18 protein-coding genes are annotated in these 16,685 nt (G+C 67.7%); 6 read left to right on the top strand and 12 right to left on the bottom strand.

The features are described 5' to 3' along the window. Positions 1-43: 43 nt before the first annotated feature. The 3 genes from AC07TU_RS01455 to AC07TU_RS01445 form a co-directional block, all read right to left on the bottom strand. Positions 44-979: a helix-turn-helix domain-containing protein gene (locus AC07TU_RS01455; protein WP_495186139.1), complete on the bottom strand. Its 936-nt coding sequence runs from the start codon at positions 977-979 to the stop codon at positions 44-46. Positions 980-1,090: 111 nt separating this feature from the next. After that, the gene (gene ptsP / locus AC07TU_RS01450; protein WP_495186138.1) at positions 1,091-3,370 is read right to left on the bottom strand and encodes a phosphoenolpyruvate--protein phosphotransferase; all 2,280 of its coding nucleotides are present in this window, start codon (positions 3,368-3,370) and stop codon (positions 1,091-1,093) included. Between the two features lie 75 nt (positions 3,371-3,445). Continuing rightward, the gene (locus AC07TU_RS01445) at positions 3,446-4,171 is read right to left on the bottom strand and encodes a hypothetical protein (protein ID WP_495186137.1); all 726 of its coding nucleotides are present in this window, start codon (positions 4,169-4,171) and stop codon (positions 3,446-3,448) included. Between the two features lie 122 nt (positions 4,172-4,293). Between AC07TU_RS01445 and AC07TU_RS01440 the strand changes: the two genes are divergently transcribed. Then, on the top strand, positions 4,294-4,635 hold the full coding sequence (locus AC07TU_RS01440; RefSeq protein WP_495186136.1) for a PadR family transcriptional regulator: 342 nt from the start codon (positions 4,294-4,296) through the stop codon (positions 4,633-4,635). Next, complete coding sequence (locus AC07TU_RS01435; protein ID WP_495186135.1) at positions 4,635-5,603, top strand: hypothetical protein; 969 nt, start codon at positions 4,635-4,637, stop codon at positions 5,601-5,603. Before AC07TU_RS01440 ends, AC07TU_RS01435 begins: the two co-directional genes overlap by 1 nt. Here the strand turns inward: AC07TU_RS01435 and AC07TU_RS01430 are convergent. Continuing rightward, positions 5,600-6,619, bottom strand: coding sequence for an NAD(P)H-dependent flavin oxidoreductase (locus AC07TU_RS01430; protein ID WP_495186134.1), 1,020 nt, complete (start codon positions 6,617-6,619; stop codon positions 5,600-5,602). The two genes, AC07TU_RS01435 and AC07TU_RS01430, sit on opposite strands and share 4 nt — an antisense overlap. A 76-nt stretch (positions 6,620-6,695) precedes the next feature. Here AC07TU_RS01430 and AC07TU_RS01425 point away from each other — a divergent pair, with 76 nt between their 5' ends. Beyond that, on the top strand, positions 6,696-7,544 hold the full coding sequence (locus AC07TU_RS01425) for an amidohydrolase family protein (protein ID WP_495186133.1): 849 nt from the start codon (positions 6,696-6,698) through the stop codon (positions 7,542-7,544). A gap of 4 nt (positions 7,545-7,548) precedes the next feature. After that, positions 7,549-8,361, top strand: a complete 813-nt coding sequence (locus AC07TU_RS01420) for an endonuclease/exonuclease/phosphatase family protein (protein ID WP_495186132.1) — start codon at positions 7,549-7,551, stop codon at positions 8,359-8,361. 4 nt (positions 8,362-8,365) lie between these two features. Here the strand turns inward: AC07TU_RS01420 and AC07TU_RS01415 are convergent, their stop codons facing one another. Beyond that, positions 8,366-9,625 carry an aspartate kinase gene (locus AC07TU_RS01415; RefSeq protein ID WP_495186131.1) on the bottom strand — a complete coding sequence of 420 codons (1,260 nt, stop codon included), beginning with the start codon at positions 9,623-9,625 and terminating at the stop codon, positions 8,366-8,368. A 49-nt stretch (positions 9,626-9,674) separates the two neighbouring features. Between AC07TU_RS01415 and ubiG the strand changes: the two genes are divergently transcribed. Next, positions 9,675-10,412 carry a bifunctional 2-polyprenyl-6-hydroxyphenol methylase/3-demethylubiquinol 3-O-methyltransferase UbiG gene (gene ubiG / locus AC07TU_RS01410; RefSeq protein WP_495186130.1) on the top strand — a complete coding sequence of 246 codons (738 nt, stop codon included), beginning with the start codon at positions 9,675-9,677 and terminating at the stop codon, positions 10,410-10,412. Positions 10,413-10,506: 94 nt separating this feature from the next. Here the strand turns inward: ubiG and AC07TU_RS01405 are convergent, their stop codons facing one another. From AC07TU_RS01405 to AC07TU_RS01395, 3 genes are all read right to left on the bottom strand, one after another. After that, positions 10,507-11,070: a hypothetical protein gene (locus AC07TU_RS01405; RefSeq protein ID WP_495186129.1), complete on the bottom strand. Its 564-nt coding sequence runs from the start codon at positions 11,068-11,070 to the stop codon at positions 10,507-10,509. Positions 11,071-11,162: 92 nt separating this feature from the next. Further along, positions 11,163-11,534: a tRNA-binding protein gene (locus AC07TU_RS01400; protein WP_495186128.1), complete on the bottom strand. Its 372-nt coding sequence runs from the start codon at positions 11,532-11,534 to the stop codon at positions 11,163-11,165. Positions 11,535-11,537: 3 nt separating this feature from the next. Next, entirely contained in the window at positions 11,538-11,888 is a 351-nt protein-coding gene (locus AC07TU_RS01395; RefSeq protein WP_495186127.1) for a GFA family protein, read from the bottom strand. A 64-nt stretch (positions 11,889-11,952) separates the two neighbouring features. On the opposite strand from AC07TU_RS01395, the gene ung reads away from it, so the two are divergent. Beyond that, the gene (gene ung, locus AC07TU_RS01390) at positions 11,953-12,630 is read left to right on the top strand and encodes a uracil-DNA glycosylase (RefSeq protein ID WP_495186126.1); all 678 of its coding nucleotides are present in this window, start codon (positions 11,953-11,955) and stop codon (positions 12,628-12,630) included. 30 nt (positions 12,631-12,660) lie between these two features. Here ung and AC07TU_RS01385 read toward each other — a convergent pair whose 3' ends face one another. From AC07TU_RS01385 to AC07TU_RS01370, 4 genes are all read right to left on the bottom strand, one after another. Continuing rightward, positions 12,661-14,823, bottom strand: coding sequence for a TonB-dependent receptor (locus AC07TU_RS01385; protein ID WP_495186125.1), 2,163 nt, complete (start codon positions 14,821-14,823; stop codon positions 12,661-12,663). A gap of 93 nt (positions 14,824-14,916) precedes the next feature. Next, positions 14,917-15,510 (bottom strand): Cif family virulence factor, encoded by a 594-nt coding sequence (locus AC07TU_RS01380; RefSeq protein ID WP_495186124.1) that lies wholly within the window; start codon positions 15,508-15,510, stop codon positions 14,917-14,919. Next, positions 15,507-16,382 (bottom strand): bifunctional methylenetetrahydrofolate dehydrogenase/methenyltetrahydrofolate cyclohydrolase FolD, encoded by an 876-nt coding sequence (gene folD, locus AC07TU_RS01375; protein WP_495186123.1) that lies wholly within the window; start codon positions 16,380-16,382, stop codon positions 15,507-15,509. The genes AC07TU_RS01380 and folD overlap by 4 nt, the downstream gene beginning before the upstream one ends. Beyond that, positions 16,372-16,650 (bottom strand): DUF167 domain-containing protein, encoded by a 279-nt coding sequence (locus AC07TU_RS01370; RefSeq protein ID WP_495186873.1) that lies wholly within the window; start codon positions 16,648-16,650, stop codon positions 16,372-16,374. The genes folD and AC07TU_RS01370 overlap by 11 nt, the downstream gene beginning before the upstream one ends. Positions 16,651-16,685 lie beyond the last annotated feature (35 nt).

The raw sequence follows: 16,685 nt of genomic DNA, 5'->3' as shown, positions 1-16,685 counted from the left end.
CCTCAACGCCTTATACATCACATGCCGAATCTGTCGCCACGCTTTACGGCGTGGCGCTGTTTCCGCTCGCCGGAGTCTGCGGATCGACGGCGGCCGGCTGCGCGGGCGGATCGAAGGCGGGCTGGAAGGCTCGCGGAAGCGGCCGCTGGTTCCGGGTTGCGGGCGTTGTGGTCGCGGCCGGTGCCGGTGCTGCGGCCGGCGTTGCGCCCGTGCCGCGCGCGTGCAGCGCCGCGGCGCTGATCGGCACGTCCTTGATCGCACGGCCGGGCGCGCCCAGCGGGGCGACATCGGAGCCGTTGACGGTAACGCGGATCGACTCCGGCCGGCCGAGGTTGATCATCGGGCCATTGGCGTTCTGCGGCACGTCGTAGCGTTCGCCCGCCGCCATTTCCTTCTCGAACAGGCGCGTTCCGCTCGCGTCGTAGATGCGCAGCCAGACCGGCTGGGTCGCGGTGAGCGTCACCTGACCGTTGCCGGCCGCCGCGGCAGGCGAAGGCGTGCTCTCCAGCGCGGCCGCCGGCGTCTCGGTCGGCGCCGGTGCCGGTTCCGGGGTACCGCTGCTGCGGAACAGGTCGGTGCCGTACCACAGCGCGAGCGCGGCGAGCAGCAGCACCGCGATCACCGCGCCGGCCCAGACGAGGCCGCTCGACGGCTCGCGCACCGGATCCTCGGGGTCGTAGGTTTCATAGGCTTCGCGCGCCGCGAACATGCTTGAGGTCTCGGCGCGCAGCTCGCGGGCCAGCGCTACTTCGTCCGCGCCGATCGCGCGGGCATAGGATTTGACGAAACCGATGGCATAGGTCGGCGAGGGCAGACCCGAATAGTCGGAGGTCTCGATCGCCTCCAGATGGCGCAGCGGGATGCGGGTCCGCGACGCTATATCGGATAGTTCAAGTCCCTGCGCCAGCCGCGCATCGCGCAGCTTTTCGCCGACCTTCTCGGGGAAGAGCGTCGGGTTCTCGCCGGGTTCGCCGTCCATTCAATCTTTCTCCGGTCGCACTGGGGTTTCGCCAGGGGGATGCAGGCCGTGCGGGGGTGTCCACCACCCGCCTGCCGCTGTCAACGCTGGCAGGCGGAAAACGGGCTCAAATCAGGCGAGTTCGACGCCGTGATCGGCCGCCCATTGCTCCAGCGCCGCGCGCATGTCCTGCGGCGGACGCGCCAGCATCTCGCCCATCGCCGCGACCAGCGCGGCGCGGTCGAGCGATCGGACCATCGCCTTGATCGGTCCGACCGCTGCGGGAGTGATCGACAACCGGTCGATGCCGAGCCCGATCAGCGCCATCGCCTCCAGCGGCCGTCCGCCCATCTCGCCGCACACCGCGAGCGGTACGCCGGCATTGCCGGCCTCCAGCGTCACGCGGCGCAGGAAGCGCAGGATCGACGGGCTGAGCCAGTCGTAGCGCACTGCGAGCTTGGGGTGCGCGCGGTCGGCGGCGAACAGGAACTGGGTCAGGTCGTTGGTGCCCACCGACAGGAAATCGAGATTGGGCAGCAGCAGGTCGAGCACTTCGGCCAGCGCCGGAACTTCCAGCATCGCGCCATAGCGGATCTGGATCGGCAACTTATGCCCGCGCGCCTCCAGCCACGCCCGCTGGCTCTCGAACAGCGCACGCGCCTGATCGAACTCCCAGGGTTCGGAGACCATCGGGAACATGACGTTGAGCGAGCGTCCGGCCGACGCCTCGAGCAGCGCGCGCGCCTGCACCTTCATCAGGCCTTCGCGGTCGAGCGCGAGCCGCAGCGCGCGCCAGCCCATCGCCGGATTCTCCTCATCGCCATTCTCGTCATGGTCGAGATAGGGCAGCGCCTTGTCCCCGCCGATATCGACGGTGCGGAAGGTGACCGGCCGCTCGCCCGCGGCATCGAGCACGTCCTTGTACAGCCGCCGCTGACTGTCGCGCTGGGGCAACGTAGCGGAGACCAGGAACTGGAATTCGGTGCGGAACAGCCCGATGCCGTCCGCACCGGTCAGGTCGAGCGCGGCCACGTCGTCGCGGAGCCCCGCATTGACCATCACCGTCAGCCGATGCCCGTCCCTGGTGACCGGCGCCTCGCTCTTGAGCGCGGCGAATGCGGCACGGCGCTTCTGCGTGACCAGCAATTTGGCCTCGAACGCTTCGTCCATCGCGGCCGTGGGCCGGATGATCAGCGTATCTTCGGTGACATCGACCAGCAGGCGATCACCTTCCGCAATGAGCCGGCGGACGTCCTTGACCCGGCCCAGCACCGGAACGCCCATCGCGCGGGCGACGATGGTGACGTGCGCGGTCAGCGATCCCTCTTCGAGGATCACGCCCTTGAGCCGCCGGCGGTCATATTCGAGCAGTTCGGCGGGGCCGAGGTTGCGCGCGATCAGGATCGAATCCTGCCGCAGGCCCAATTGCGCCGCAGTGCCGAGCTGGCCCGAGACGATACGCAGCAGCCGGTTGGACAGGTCCTCCAGGTCGTGCATGCGGTCGCGCAGCAGCGGATCGTCGATCTGCCGCATGCGCATGCGGGTGCGCTGCTGGACGCGCTCGATCGCCGCCTCGGCGGTCAGGCCGCTGTCGATCGCCTCGTTGATGCGGCGGCTCCAGCCTTCGTCATAGGCGAACATCTTGTAGGTCTCGAGGACCTCCTCATGCTCGCCGCCACCGCCGAACTCGGCCTGGCTGGTCATGCGGTCGATCTGCTCGCGCATCTTGTCGAACGCGGCATAGACGCGGTGGCGTTCGGCCTCGATATCCTCGGCGACCGTATGCTCGATGATGATGCGCGGCTGGTGGAAGACGGCGGCGCCCGCGGCCATGCCCTCGACCAGCTTAAACCCTGGCACGCGCGCCGTCGCGGTCGATTGCGGTCGGGTGGTACCGCCGCCGCCCGCCGGATCGATCAGGCCGGCATTGGCGATCAGTTCGGAGAGGACCATCGCCACCGTCTGAAGCGCCTCGATCTCGACTTCGTCATATTTGCGCGGTTCGGCGTGCTGCACCGCCAGCACGCCGACCGCGCGCTCCTTGCGGATGATCGGCACGCCGGCATAGCTGTGGAACCGGTCCTCGCCGGTTTCGGGGCGGTAGGCGAAGTCGGGATGGCTCGCCGCCTCGTCGAGGTTGAGCGTCTCGACATTGGCCGCGATCGTGCCGGTCAGCCCCTCGCCCAGCGCCAGCTTGGTGACGTGGACCGCCTCCTGCGCCAGGCCGCGGGTCGCGAACAGTTCGAGCACGCCTTCACGCAGCAGATAGATCGAGCAGACCTCGCTGTTCAGCGCCTCGCCGATGATGTTGACGACCGAGTTCAACTTGCCCTGCGCCGCGGCGCGCGAGGCCATCACATCGTGCAGCCGTGTCAGGATTTCGCGGGCGGAGGCGGCGGCGGAAACGGGCATGGTATCGCGCTATCAGATCGGCGCGGGCACGCCAATCGGTTCGGCGCGCACGATGAACCTAAACCGGAGGGGTTTTCAGCGCGACGCGAGGGCGGTGCGGCCGCTCGTGACCCTCGTGTTCGCCGAGAAGACGGCGCGGTCATAGCTCAGCCGGGGTGTAGCCGGCGCGGATGCCGTGAGCCGGGGTGCGGCGACCGGGGTCCCGGCGCGCCATGCGGCCAGATCGGCGCGATACGTATCGTAGCGCGCATAGAATTCGCCGAACGGCTGGTCGATGGCCGCCAGCGCCGCCGGGGCGAACCCGTCCAGCGATCCGGCGGACAGCGTAGCGGCCTGGCGCAGCAGCGGACCTGCCTGTGCGCAGAAGCGCGCCAGCACCGGCGGCTGCGCGAAATAATTGTAGAGCCGGGTCATCGCCGGATCGAACGACGCCATGCCGCCATGTTCGGCGGTCAGCGTGCGGTGCGCCGCTGCCAGCGCCTGGCGCTGAGCGGTCAGCAGCTTGTTGTAGGCGGAGACGAGCGAGGTGTCCGGGCAGCTCAGCGCCGCGACGTTGAACGCTGCGCGCAAATGCCACATCGCCCCGGATGCGGAGAGGTTGCGATTGGGCGTCGCATAGCTTCCGTCGGCCAGTCTTGCCGGGATGGTGAGGCCGGCTGCCGCACCATCGGGCGGCGTGGGTGCGGCAACACGAACGGGGGCGGGAACCGGGCGCGGCGTGGGCGCCATCGCCTGCTTCTGCCCCGCACATCCGGCAAGGGCGGTCAGCGCGGCGAGCGAAGCAAGGACGCGGTACGACATGCCGCCATCCCATCACGCAAGGGTAAATATTGCGTTAACCGTGCCGGCGCTCGCCGGGCACTTGCGCAATCAAATACTGTGTATTATACAGTGTATAACGTACACGATGTGAGGCATGGTATATGCCGACCGAAGACGATCTGTTCGAAAAGCTGCGCATCGAGCTGCGCCGGGGATCGCTGGTGGTCGCCGTGCTCGGTGCGCTGCGTGAGGAGCGCTACGGCTACACGCTGCGCCAATTGCTCGAGGATGCCGGGCTGCCAATCGAGGAAAGCGCGCTCTACCCGCTGTTGCGGCGGCTGGAGGCGCAGGGGCTGCTCACCAGCGAATGGCGCGAGGAAGGCAAGCGTAACAAGCGTTTCTATCGCCTGAGCGAAGAGGGCGGCGAGGTGCTCGCGCAGTTGCTCGCCGAATGGAACGCGATCTCCGAATCGATCCTCCGCCTGACCGGAAAGGACATGTGATGGACCTGCTCGACCGCTATGTCGCCGCGGTGCGGCGCAACCTGCCTGCGGGCGCCAATGGTGTCGGGGCCGACGATATCGCCGCCGAACTGCGCGATGTGCTGCTCGAACGCGCCGAGGCACGCGAAGCGGCGCTCCACCGGCCGATCGACACGGGCGAATGGGAAAAGCTGCTGGTCGAATTCGGCCACCCGCTGGTCGTGGCTGCGCGCTACCGCGAGAAACAGTCGCTGATCGGGGCTGAATCCTACCCCTTCTACCTCTATTCGCTGAAGCTGTTCGGCGCGATCACCTTGCTGGGGGTGGCCGTGATGACGGTCGTCCGGATCGTGGTGAATTCGGGCGATCCCGGTCAGATTGTCCTGCAGCTGCTCTATTCGCTCTGGTGGGCAGGGACGACGGTGGTCGGAACCACGACGATCGTCTTCGCGCTGGTCGAGCGCTATAGCGGTTTCGAGCGCTATTTCCGCGACTGGAGGCCCGGCGATTTGCCCGAGGTCGAGAGCGCCAGGGAGCCGGGCCATCTCGCCTCGGCGGTCGAAGTCGCGCTGGGCGTGCTGATCCTGCTCTGGTGGGCCGGGCTGGTGCCGATCCCGATGATGGCCGGCACCGGCGGTTTCCGCCTCGAGCTCGCGCCGGTCTGGGCACAACTCTACTGGCCGGTCTTCGGGGTGCTGGCGGTGCGCCTGGTCTATAATGTCGTCCGCTGGCTGAGGCCCCGCTGGCGCTGGACGCGCGGGGCGCTCGCGATCGTATCGACCGTGGGCGCGATTATCGTCGCGGTGCTGCTCTACCGCGCCGGCCATTGGGTGACGGTGGTGCCTGCGGGCATGGCGGCGGAACAGGCCGGCAGGCTGCAGGAAAGCCTCGACCTGTCGCTGCGCATCGGCATCGTCGCCGCCGCGGTCGTGTGGGCCTGGCAGGGCGCGCTGGACGCCTGGCGCTGGATGCTGGGTACGCGGCGCTAAGCCGCGCGCTTTTCCAGCGCGTGGGCGGCCTCGGCCATCAGCTGGGCGATGATCTCGGCGACCGGCTCTTCCTTCGTGACCATGCCGACCGACTGGCCCGCCATCAGTGATCCGTTGTCGACATCGCCCTCGATCACCGCGCGGCGCAGCGCGCCTGCCCAGTAATGCTCGATCTGGAGCTGCGCCTCCATCATCTCGACCTTGTTCTCGTCGAGCAGCTGCGCGACCTCGCGCTGCTTGGCGGTGAACAGCTCGGACGAGGCGTTCTTGAGCGCGCGCACCGGGATCACCGGCAGGCGCGGATCGATCTGCACGCTGGCGACGGCATCGCGCGCCGATGCGCGGAAGAACGCCTTCTTGAAATTCGGATGCGCGATGCTCTCGGTCGCGCAGGCGAAGCGCGTGCCGAGCTGGACGCCCGCCGCGCCCTGGTCGAGATAGCCGGCGATCGCCTCACCCCGGCCGATGCCGCCCGCGACGAACACCGGCACTTGGCTTGCGACTTCGGGCAGGATTTCCTGCACCAGCACGCTGGTCGACACCGGGCCGATATGGCCGCCGGCCTCCATCCCCTCTACGACCAGCGCATCGACGCCCGACCGGATCAGCTTCTTGGCGAGGCTGAGCGCAGGCGCGAAGCAGATCAGCTTGGCGCCATTGCCCTTGATCGCGTCGAGCGATCCGGCGGGTGGCAGCCCGCCCGCCAGCACGATGTGTGAGACATTATGCTTCGCGCAGACCTCGATCAGATCGAACAGCTGCGGGTGCATGGTGATGAGGTTCACGCCGAACGGCTTGTCGGTCAGTGCCTTGGTGCCCGCAATCTCTGCGTCGAGCAGTTCGGGCGTCATCGCGCCGCACGCGATCAGGCCGAAGCCGCCCGCGTTCGAGATCGCGGAGACGAGGTTGCGTTCACTCACCCACGACATCGCGCCGCACAGGATCGCGGTCTTGCTGCCCAGAAACTCGATGCCGCGCGCCATGCGGCGCTGAAGGCGCTCTTCCCCAATGCTCATCGCCTTGCCCTAGCCGCGCCTGCCCCGTCCCGGCAAGTCTGGCCAGCGCCATGCCTGCGCATTAGGAAGCGGGCGCATGAACCTCCCTGCACTCGCCAGCCTCGCTTTGCTCGCCCTCGCGCCCGCCGCCGCGGCGCAGCACCGGTTGTTCGACAACCATGTCCACCTCTGGAAGGGCGAGTCATCGCTGCGCGACTATCGCGCGCAGGTGAAGGCGGCGGGGCTAGATCCGGTTTCGGCGGTGATGTGGTTTGGCGGCCCCAATCAGGCACTCCAGGGCAAGGTTGATGAAGTGCGCGCGCAGAACGACGCGATCATCGCGCTGGCCAAATCCGATCCCAGGCTCGTCGCGGTCGCGACCGTCCACCCCTATGACGGCGAGGCCGCGATCGCCGAGGTCCGCCGCGTTGCCGCCGCCGGGGTCAAGCTGCTCAAGATCCATGCCCATACCCAGAAGTTCGACAATGCCGATCCGCGCGTGCTGACGCTGGCCAAGGCGGCGGGTGAGGCGGGAATCGTCGTGCTGATGGACAATGCCAGCATCCTGCCCGGCGATGCCGAAAAGCTGTTCAGCCTCGCGCTCGCCGCGCCGAAGACCAGGTTCATCTTCGCGCATATGGGCGGGATGAACTTCCGCTTCTGGAACGTGCTCAAGGCTGCGCGCACGGCGGAGGGGCTGTTCGGCGACAATGTCTATTTCGACCTGTCGGTGACGGTGGCGATGGTCGCCGGTTCGCCGATCCAGGACGAGCTGGTGTGGACGATGCGCAATGTCGGCATCGACCATCTCCTGCTCGGTTCGGATTATCCGCAATTCTCGCTCAAGCAGAATGTCGACGGGCTCGCCAAGCTCGGCCTGACTCCGGAAGAGGTCGAGAAAATCCGCTACGGCAACGCGCGCAAGCTGCTTGGCCTCAAGGACTGATTTGATGATCCGCTTTTCCCGCCGCACCGTCCTTGGCGCCGCCGCTGCGCTTCCCGTCGCCGCCTGCGCGCCGCGTGCTACCCCGCCGCGCGCGCCACTTCGTGTCGCGACCTTCAACATCTGGCATGACGCCGGCAACTGGCCGCTGCGGCTGAAGCTGCTGACCGATGCGCTTCGCGCGGCCGACGCCGATGTGATCGCGCTGCAGGAGGTGCTGCAGGATTCGAAGAAGAACCTGCCCAATCAGGCCGAGACGATCGCTGCGGCACTGGGCGGCTATGCCGTCCACTTCATGTCGACCTCGCCCGAGGGCGCCGCGAACCGCTACGGCAATGCGATCCTCTCGCGCCTGCCGGTCAGCGCGGTCGACACGATCAAGCTCGAGCCGCTGAATGATTACCGCACCGCGATTCGCGTGCGCGTCGATGCGCGCGGCCGACCGGTCGATATCGTCAACACCCACCTCGCCTGGCAGCCCGATGCGGGTGCCGTACGTGCGCAGCAGATCCGCGGGCTGCTCGACTGGTTGCCGCAGGATGAGGTGCCGCTGGTGTTGATGGGCGATTTCAACGCCCCGCTCGACGAGGCCGCGCTGGCGCAGATCGCGGTCCGCGGCCTCGATCCGGCGCTCAGGCCCGGTACGGTCGAGACCACGCTGGTCACGCCACGCGGCCTGCCGGCACGGGTGATCGACCATATCTTCGCCGATCCGCGGGCCTTCGACGTAACCGAGGCGCGGCGCATCGGCGACGTCGCGGTGGACGGCGAATACCCGTCGGATCATTTCGGCGTGGCGGCGACGCTCACACCGAGGTGAAGGTTCAGGCCGCGTCTTCTTCCGGCGCGTCCAGCCCATAGGCGGTGTGGAGCACGCGGACGGCCAGTTCGGTCTCGTCCTCGTGGATCAGCACGCTCACCTTGATCTCGCTGGTGGTGATGGCGAGGATGTTGATGCGGCGCTCGCCCAGCGTCTCGAACATCGTTGCGGCGACGCCGGCATGGCTGCGCATGCCGACACCGACGACGCTGATCTTGGCGACCTTGGTGTCGTGGATCAGCGCGTCGTAGCCGATCGGCGCCTTGTTCTTCTCGAGCACGTCGAGCGCACGGGCGAGTTCCGCGCGGGGAACCGTGAAGGTCACGTCGGTCGAACCGGTGGCATGCGCCACGTTCTGCACGATCATGTCGACGTTGATCCCGGCCTCGGCCAGCGGGGTGAAGATATGGCCCACCGCGCCGGGACGGTCGGGGACGTTGGTGAGCGTTACCTTCGCCTCGTTCTTGTCCGCGGCGATGCCGGTGATGAGCTGCCGTTCCACGTCGTTGATCTCCTCTTCGCCGACGATCAGCGTGCCGCGATGGCCGTCATCGTCGCGATTGTCCTCCAGCGAGGAAAGCACGCGCACGCGCACGCCTTCCTTCATCGCCAGCCCGACCGAGCGGGTCTGGAGCACCTTCGCCCCGACGCTCGCCAGTTCCAGCATTTCCTCGTACGTCACCTTGGACAGCTTGCGCGCCCGCGGCACGATGCGCGGGTCGGTCGTATAGACGCCGTCCACATCGGTGTAGATGTCGCAGCGGTCGGCTTTCATCGCCGCCGCCACCGCCACCGCGCTGGTGTCCGACCCGCCGCGGCCCAGCGTGGTCACGCGATTATCCTCGGCCAGCCCCTGGAAGCCCGGGATCACCGCGACATTGCCGTCGGCGAGGCTGGCGTTGAGCTCGGTCGTGTCGATCGTGCCGATGCGCGCGCTGGCATGCGCGCTGCTGGTGTGGATCGGCAGCTGCCAGCCGAGCCACGAGCGCGCGGGAACGCCGGCCGCTTGCAGCGCGATTGCGAGCAGCCCGCTCGTCACCTGCTCGCCGGCCGAGACGACCGTGTCATACTCGCGCAGGTCGTAGAGCGGCGACGCTTCCCTGCAGAAGCCGACCAGCCGGTCGGTCTCGCCCGCCATCGCGGAGACGACGACCGCGACCTGATTGCCCGCTTCCCACTCGGCCTTCACGCGGTTGGCGACGTTCCGAATCCGCTCGATGCCCGCCATCGACGTGCCACCGAACTTCATCACAATGCGTGCCATCTGGTCCTACCCCCTTGGGTGTGTGTGGGCGCGCTGATAGGAGGGGGGGATGGCGATGACAAGCAAAGCAACCATTGACCCGCGTGAAGCTGAGCATTTCGGCAGGCTCGCGGCGGACTGGTGGAACCCCAAAGGCTCCTCGGCGATGCTCCACCGCCTTAACCCGCCGCGGCTGCGCTATATCCGCGAAGCGGTCGACGCGCATTGGGGCGGCGATTCCGCCAGCTTCACCCCGCTGGGCGGAAAGACCGCGCTCGACGTCGGCTGTGGCGCGGGGCTGTTGTGCGAGCCGCTCGTCCGGCTCGGCGCGCAGGTCACCGGAGTCGATGCCGCGCCCGAGAATATCGGTGCCGCGCGCGCGCATGCCCAGGCTTCGGGCCTGACCATCGACTATCGCGCGGGCGAGTTCGAGACTGAGGTGAAGGGCCGCAGCTTCGATCTCGTCACCTCGATGGAGGTGATCGAGCATGTCACCGACCCTGCCGCCTTCGTTGCGGGTCTCGCCGCTGCGCTGGCGCCGGGTGGGCTGATGATCCTCTCAACCCCCAATCGCACGCCGCTGTCGCGGCTGGCGATGATCACGGTGGGCGAGGGGCTCGGCATGATCCCGCGCGGCACGCACGACCATGACAAGTTCATCACCCCGGACGAGCTGACCGGCCTGCTCGCCGATGCGGGCATGGAGGTCGCCGACCTGCGCGGCCTCAGCTTCTCGCCCGGCGCAGGCTTTCACCTCTCGGACGAAACCAGCCTCAACTATCTGCTCACTGCGCGCCGGTCGGCATAGCGGTCCGGGATCCGCGGCGAACGGTGGATTCGCTCGAACAGGATCTTTGCCCGTTCCTGTTCGGTGAGCGGCGGAGCCTGTTCGCGCTCCCCGGTCATTGCCGGCCGCCCGACAGGCCGAACAGCGTCCCCGCGACCGCCCAGAGCCCGGTGTAGAACAAGGTCAGGAAGATCACGTCGCGCGGCCAGTTGGGGTCTTCGTAGCCCAGGTTCCCGGCCACCGCGACGACCCCGATCGCCGCCTGTGCAGCCGCCGCCGCGAACAGCGCCAGGCGCATGCCGCGGGGACGGAAGCGCGCGATCATGCCTCCGCCGGCGATGATCGCGATCACCGCGACGAACATGAGGTTGGCGCCGTTCCGCTCGCTGCCGATCACGCCCACCGCCATGTTCATCCAGATCAGCAGGAACAGGCCGAGCGTGGTCAGCGCCGATGCGGCACGATAGGTGAAGCCCGGCGCACGGCTGGCGAGGAACTCGTATGCGCCGAGGACTGCGGCGAAGAGCGTGCCCATCACCACGAAGTCGCTAGCGGTCCAGTCGAATCCGCTGCCTGGAAAGCGCATCGCGATCGCGGGAACGCACAGCAGCGCCCCCGCCGCGCCCCAGCGCGCCATGCGCCATCCATTGATGCTTCGTGCCTGTGCCGTTGCTGCCATCGCCTTGCTCCATGCCGTCCGCTGAAGCCCGGCAGGTCGCATCGCGGCGGATGAACGTCATGAGCAAAGCCTGAGGTCTTGCTGAAATGCGCTCAGAACAGCCGCCCGCCGTCGGGCACAGCGACGCTCGGATGGAACAGCACGACTTTCCCTTCGGCATCGGGGAAGCCGAGCGTCAGCACCTCGGACATCATCGGCCCGATCTGGCGCGGCGGGAAATTGACCACCGCCGCGACCTGCCGGCCGGGCAGGTCCTCCAGCGCATAATGTTCGGTGATCTGCGCCGAGGATCGCTTGATCCCGATCGCCGGGCCGAAATCGATCGTCAGCTTGTAGGCAGGCTTGCGCGCCTCCGGAAACGGCTCGGCGGCAACGATCGTGCCGACGCGGATATCGACGGCAAGGAACTGGTCGAACGAAATTTCCGCCGCGGCCGGGGCTGAGGCGTCATGGGACATGTGCATGGCTTAGAGACTGGCTCCGTCGAACTTGTGGATGGTCAGCGCGTCGAGGTCGATGCCGTCGGCGCAGTTGAGGTTGATCGCCACCATTTCCTTCCCGTCCGGCCCTGTCCCGCTGCCAAAGGGCGAGCAGCCGCAGGTTGCGCAGAAATTGTGCCGGATATGGTGCTTGTTGAACCGGTAGGTGGTCATCGCCGCCGGATCGGTGTGCAGCGTGAACTGATCGGCCGGTGCGAAATGAAGCAACGATCCCTTGCGGCGGCAGATCGAGCAGTTGCACGAGACCGCGCTGGACGGCGCATCGCCCTCGAGCGTATAGCTGACGTTGCCGCAATGGCAGCTTCCGGTAACCGGCATTTCGGCTCTCCTCCGATTGACAGGCGCATGCTGGTTCGCACAGTCGCGCCCGGAAGGAAACCGCATGGCCGTGAAGCTGCATCCCGACTGGCTCGAACCGCTCCAACGCGAGTTCGACGCCCCGTACATGGCCTCGCTCCGCCAGTTCCTGGTGGACGAAAAGGCGGCAGGCAAGCGCATCTTCCCCAAAGGGGGCGACTGGTTTCGCGCGCTCGACCTCACGCCGCCGCAGGATGTGCGCGTCGTCATCCTCGGCCAGGACCCCTATCATGGCGAGGGGCAGGCGCATGGCCTGTGCTTCTCGGTCCAGCCCGGCGTCCGCGTGCCGCCCAGCCTCGTCAACATCTACAAGGAACTGCGCAGCGATCTCGGCATCGAGCCGCCGCGCCATGGCTTTCTGGAGCATTGGGCCAAACAGGGCGTGCTGCTGCTCAACAACTGCCTGACCGTGGAGATGGGCCGCGCCGCGTCGCATCAGGGGCGCGGGTGGGAGAAATTCACCGACGCGGTGGTTGCGCATGTCAACGCGCTGCCCGATCCGGTGGTGTTCATGCTGTGGGGCAGCCATGCCCAGAAAAAGGCGCCGTCGGTCGATCCGCGGCATCTGGTGCTGAAGTCGGTCCACCCCTCGCCGTTGTCGGCGCATGGCGGCTTTTTCGGCTGCCGCCATTTCTCGAAGGCGAACGCGTTCCTGGAGGCGAAGGGGCGCGGAACAATCGATTGGGCGCTGCCCCCCTTGTAGGGAAGGGAGGCAGCGCCCGCCGGGGGCAACCTAAAAGCTTACACGGGCCGCCACGCGGATGTCGCGGCCGGCAAGCGGCACGAAATCCTTGGTGAACGATGCATGCCGCCGCGCCTCGACGTCGAAGAGGTTGTTGGCGGACAGGATGAGCGCCGTCTCGCGCTTCTCGCCGAACGGGTGCCAGGTGAGCGAGGCGTTGACGAGGGTGAAGGCCGGCGTTTCGGTCTCGAAGCTGGCGACACGCGACTGGCGGGTCGAATGCTCGACCTCGACCCGGCCGCCAAAGCCGTTGTAGCTCGCATCGAGCCCGCCCAGCACACGCAGCGGCGGGATGCGCGGAACCGGGCTGCCATTGCCGAGCTCGGCATTCACATAGTCGGCGACGAGATTGCCGGAGAGCGAGAAGTCGCCCGAGCGCAGCAGCGTTGCCGAAATCTCGCCCTCGATCCCGTAATAGCGCGCATCGGCCTGAAGATACTGGAAGATCGGCAGGTCGAACTCGCCGCTCTCGAACCGGGTGCCGGTGTCGTTCTCGTAGATATAGTTGTCGAACCAGTTGGCGTAGCCGCTGATCTGGAACCGCACCGGCCCGGCGCGGCCGCGCGCATAGAGCTCGAGCCCCCAGCTCTTCTCGAGTGCGAAATTGGGGTTGCCGACTTCATAGGCCTGGGTGGCGATGTGCGGGCCGTTGGAGAACAGCTCCTCGCCCGACGGTGCGCGGACGGCGCGCGATCCGTTGATGCCGATCTTGACCTCGGGCGCCACCGCATAGGACAGGCCAACCGCGCCGGAGAAGGCGTTGAAGCTGCGATCGATCCGCGCCAGCGGCGCATCCTCGTCGAGTCCGATCCTGACTGCGTCCGACCGCACATTGGTGTGCTCGTAGCGGCCGGCGAACTCGATGCCGAGCTTGCCCAGATTGACTTCCTGCAGCGCGAACAGACCATATTGGTCCGTGGTGTTGGGCGGTACGAACGCCTCTTCGCCCACCGCCGAGAAGTTGCGGGTGAGCCCCTGGAAGCCGATCACCCCGCGCCACCCGCCGCGATCCGCCTGGACCAGTTCCAGCCGCCCTTCGATCGCTTCGGAGTTGAACACCGTGCCGACTGCGGCGCCCTCGAACTCGGTATGCTCGTAATTGGCGAAGCCGGCGCGCACGCGGATCTTGTCGAGGAATCCGCCGCCGACATTCACCTCGCCGCGCATGTCGGCACGCCACTGCTTCATGCCGATCGTCACGCCGCCATGGCCTTCTTCGTCGCCACCGGCATCATGGTCGTGACCTGCAGACGGGCGCTCGGGTACGCCATATTTGGTGTCGTAATAGCCGACCGAGAAGCCCAGGCTGCCGCCGTCGTTGATCAGCGCGACGCCGCCGCCCAGCGTATAGGTCTCGGTCCCGCTGTTGGGCAGCCGGCCGCGGCTGTTGGCGAGCGCAGTCGCCTCGGCCGCTTCGTCGAGATGGCCTTCCGCGGTCTCCTCCGCGGCGATCGCCAGCTGTTCGGCGCGCAGCGGCTTGCTCAGGATATAGCCGCCGGTGCGCAGGTCATCGGTCTTGCGGTAGCTGCCGTCGACATGGACGACGATCTGCGGGCTCAGCGCAAAATCGGCCGCCGCGCCCCCGCTGCGCTCGTCCGCCGCCGAGCCATAGGTGCCGATCGCGTCGACATGGAAGCCGTTCTCCGGCACCACACGCGGGATGCGGCGGTCGATCACATTGACCGCGCCGCCGATCGCCTGGCTGCCGAACAGCAGCACCGCGGGACCACGCAGGATCTCGATCCGCTCGGCGGTGAGCGGGTCGATCGTCACCGCATGGTCGGCTGAGGTGTTCGAGACGTCGAGTGAGCCGAGCCCGTCGGTCAGCACGCGCACGCGCTCGCCCTGGAAGCCACGGAGCACCGGCCGCGATGCGCCCGGGCTGAACGAGGTCGCCGACACGCCCGGCACGCGCGTCAGCGTGTCGCCGATCTGCCCGCGAATGTCGCGCACCAGCTCGTCGCCCGACACGACCGAGGTACCCGCGAGCAGGTTGAGATCGGCGACATAGGGTGCGGTGATCACGACGTCGGCGTCCGCATCGCCATGCACCGTGCTGCGACTCGTGCGGTCGCGCTCCTGATGCTCGCTGGTCTGGGCGAGCGCGGGGAGGGCAAAGGCGGTGGTGGCGAGGAGGAGGGTGAGACGCTTCATGCTACGCGGTCCTTGGACGTGAACCGCGCCCCTCTAATTGGAATGTTACACCATAACAAGTCCAACTCGTCGCAGATGCGGGGACCAGCCGCGTTATTGCGGTGCGGCGACGCGATCGGTGACGACGTCCTCGAACCGCTCACCGGTCCAGATCGACGCGGTGAAGCTGCGGCTGCCGTCGGGCGCCACTGCCCAGTTCCAGCGCAGCGATCCGTCGCGCGAACCGCTCGCCCCCCGGTCCGGTCCCGGCATGGCGGGCGCCGGGGGCGGCGCCGAACCGCATGCCGCGCGGCGCATCCGTGGTTGCTCGGGCAAAGCGCGTGGCGTCTTCAGCGCGTCGCCGCCGTCATAGACCCATTTCCACCCGCCATCGGCTTGCCGGACCCAGACGGTGGTGAAGAAGCCCGACCCGCGCGGTGAGGCCCATGGGCCGGTGTTCACCGCCACCGACCCGTCGCACGAGACATAGCTTTCCGCCGGCCACCATTGCACCGCGATCGGCGGGTCCTTGCGGTCCTTCAGGAACGTCTGGGCATTCTCGGGCCGTGGCACGAACATCACCGCATCCTCCGCGGCATAAAGGCGGAAGGCAGTCCATTGCCCCTGAGCCTGCGCGGCGCGGTTGAAGTCGCGCTCCGCCTCGATTGCCGTCCCCGCCTGTGTCAGGAGGAGGACGGCGAGGATCACAGTGCCGCCTGATCCAGCGTCAGCCCCTCGCGGCGATGCGCGGCGACCAAAGTGTTGCGCAGCAGGCAGGCGATGGTCATCGGCCCGACCCCGCCCGGCACCGGGGTGATCGCGCTGGCGACCGACGCGGCGCTGTCGAATTCGACATCGCCGGTCAGCGCGCCATCGACGCGGTTGATGCCGACATCGATCACGGTCGCGCCGGGTTTCAGCCACTCGCCCTTGACGAAGCCCGCACGGCCCACCGCCGCGACGACGATGTCGGCGCGCGAGACATGGCCGGGAAGGTCTTTCGTCCGCGAATGGGCGAGCGTCACGGTGCAGCTCGCCGCGGTCAGCAGCGCCGCCATCGGCTTGCCGACGATGTTGGAGCGGCCGATCACCACCGCTTCCTTGCCCGAAAGATCGCCGAGCTGATCCTTGAGCAGCATCAGGCAACCGAGCGGCGTGCACGGGACGAACCCTTCCATGCCGGTCGCGAGGCGCCCGACATTGACCGGGTGGAAACCGTCGACATCCTTGTCGGGATCGATCCGCAGCAGCACCGCCTGCTCGTCGAGATGCCCGGGCAAAGGCAGCTGGACGAGGATGCCGTCGACGGCGGGATCGGCATTGAGCCGGTCGACCAGCGCGATCAGCGTGTCCTGACCAGTGTCGGCGGGCAGGCGGTGCTCGAAGCTCGCCATATTGGCGGCGACCGTCGCCTTGCCCTTGCTGCGGACATAGACGGCGGAGGCGGGGTCCTCGCCCACCAGCACCACCGCAAGCCCTGCCTTGCGCCCCGCCTGTGCCTCGAACGCTGCCGCCGCATCGCCCACGCGCGCGCGCAGGCCCGCCGCAAATGCCTTACCGTCGATGATCTCAGCCGTCATGGCCCGCCCCATAGAACGCTGCGGCGATTCCCGCCAGCGCCGAAGCGTCGCCGGTGATAGCCAGCCGCTTGATCCGGGCGGTCTCGCCCGCGATCAGCGATACGTCGCGCTTCGCCACGCCAAAGGTCTTTGCGACCAGCGCGGTCAGCGCCGCATTGGCTGCGCCCTCGACGGGCGGCGCGGCAAGCCGGGCGGCGAAATGCTCCGCCGTACCGGCCAGAAATGCATCCTTCGAGGCCCGCGGCGTTACCCGCACCGCGATGCGGATGCCGTCACCGTCGGTCTGCCAGGGCCGGGCTGCGA

The organism is Sphingomonas sp. GW821-FHT03E12, from assembly GCF_059420685.1.
Note: the sequence above shows the minus strand (reverse complement) of the source record. Positions and strands in the feature narration are given on the sequence as shown.

Bases quoted from the DNA above. Each gene is read 5' to 3' on its own strand.
- AC07TU_RS01405 (WP_495186129.1), bottom strand. From the start codon at position 11,070: ATGGCAGCAACGGCACAGGCACGAAGCATCAATGGATGGCGCATGGCG.
- AC07TU_RS01400 (WP_495186128.1), bottom strand. From the start codon at position 11,534: ATGCACATGTCCCATGACGCCTCAGCCCCGGCCGCGGCGGAAATTTCG.
- AC07TU_RS01425 (WP_495186133.1), top strand. From the start codon at position 6,696: ATGAACCTCCCTGCACTCGCCAGCCTCGCTTTGCTCGCCCTCGCGCCC.
- AC07TU_RS01415 (WP_495186131.1), bottom strand. From the start codon at position 9,625: ATGGCACGCATTGTGATGAAGTTCGGTGGCACGTCGATGGCGGGCATC.
- AC07TU_RS01445 (WP_495186137.1), bottom strand. From the start codon at position 4,171: ATGTCGTACCGCGTCCTTGCTTCGCTCGCCGCGCTGACCGCCCTTGCC.
- folD (WP_495186123.1), bottom strand. From the start codon at position 16,382: ATGACGGCTGAGATCATCGACGGTAAGGCATTTGCGGCGGGCCTGCGC.
- AC07TU_RS01385 (WP_495186125.1), bottom strand. From the start codon at position 14,823: ATGAAGCGTCTCACCCTCCTCCTCGCCACCACCGCCTTTGCCCTCCCC.
- AC07TU_RS01435 (WP_495186135.1), top strand. From the start codon at position 4,635: ATGGACCTGCTCGACCGCTATGTCGCCGCGGTGCGGCGCAACCTGCCT.
- ung (WP_495186126.1), top strand. From the start codon at position 11,953: ATGGCCGTGAAGCTGCATCCCGACTGGCTCGAACCGCTCCAACGCGAG.
- ptsP (WP_495186138.1), bottom strand. From the start codon at position 3,370: ATGCCCGTTTCCGCCGCCGCCTCCGCCCGCGAAATCCTGACACGGCTG.
- AC07TU_RS01440 (WP_495186136.1), top strand. From the start codon at position 4,294: ATGCCGACCGAAGACGATCTGTTCGAAAAGCTGCGCATCGAGCTGCGC.
- AC07TU_RS01455 (WP_495186139.1), bottom strand. From the start codon at position 979: ATGGACGGCGAACCCGGCGAGAACCCGACGCTCTTCCCCGAGAAGGTC.
- AC07TU_RS01395 (WP_495186127.1), bottom strand. From the start codon at position 11,888: ATGCCGGTTACCGGAAGCTGCCATTGCGGCAACGTCAGCTATACGCTC.
- AC07TU_RS01420 (WP_495186132.1), top strand. From the start codon at position 7,549: ATGATCCGCTTTTCCCGCCGCACCGTCCTTGGCGCCGCCGCTGCGCTT.
- AC07TU_RS01430 (WP_495186134.1), bottom strand. From the start codon at position 6,619: ATGAGCATTGGGGAAGAGCGCCTTCAGCGCCGCATGGCGCGCGGCATC.
- ubiG (WP_495186130.1), top strand. From the start codon at position 9,675: ATGGCGATGACAAGCAAAGCAACCATTGACCCGCGTGAAGCTGAGCAT.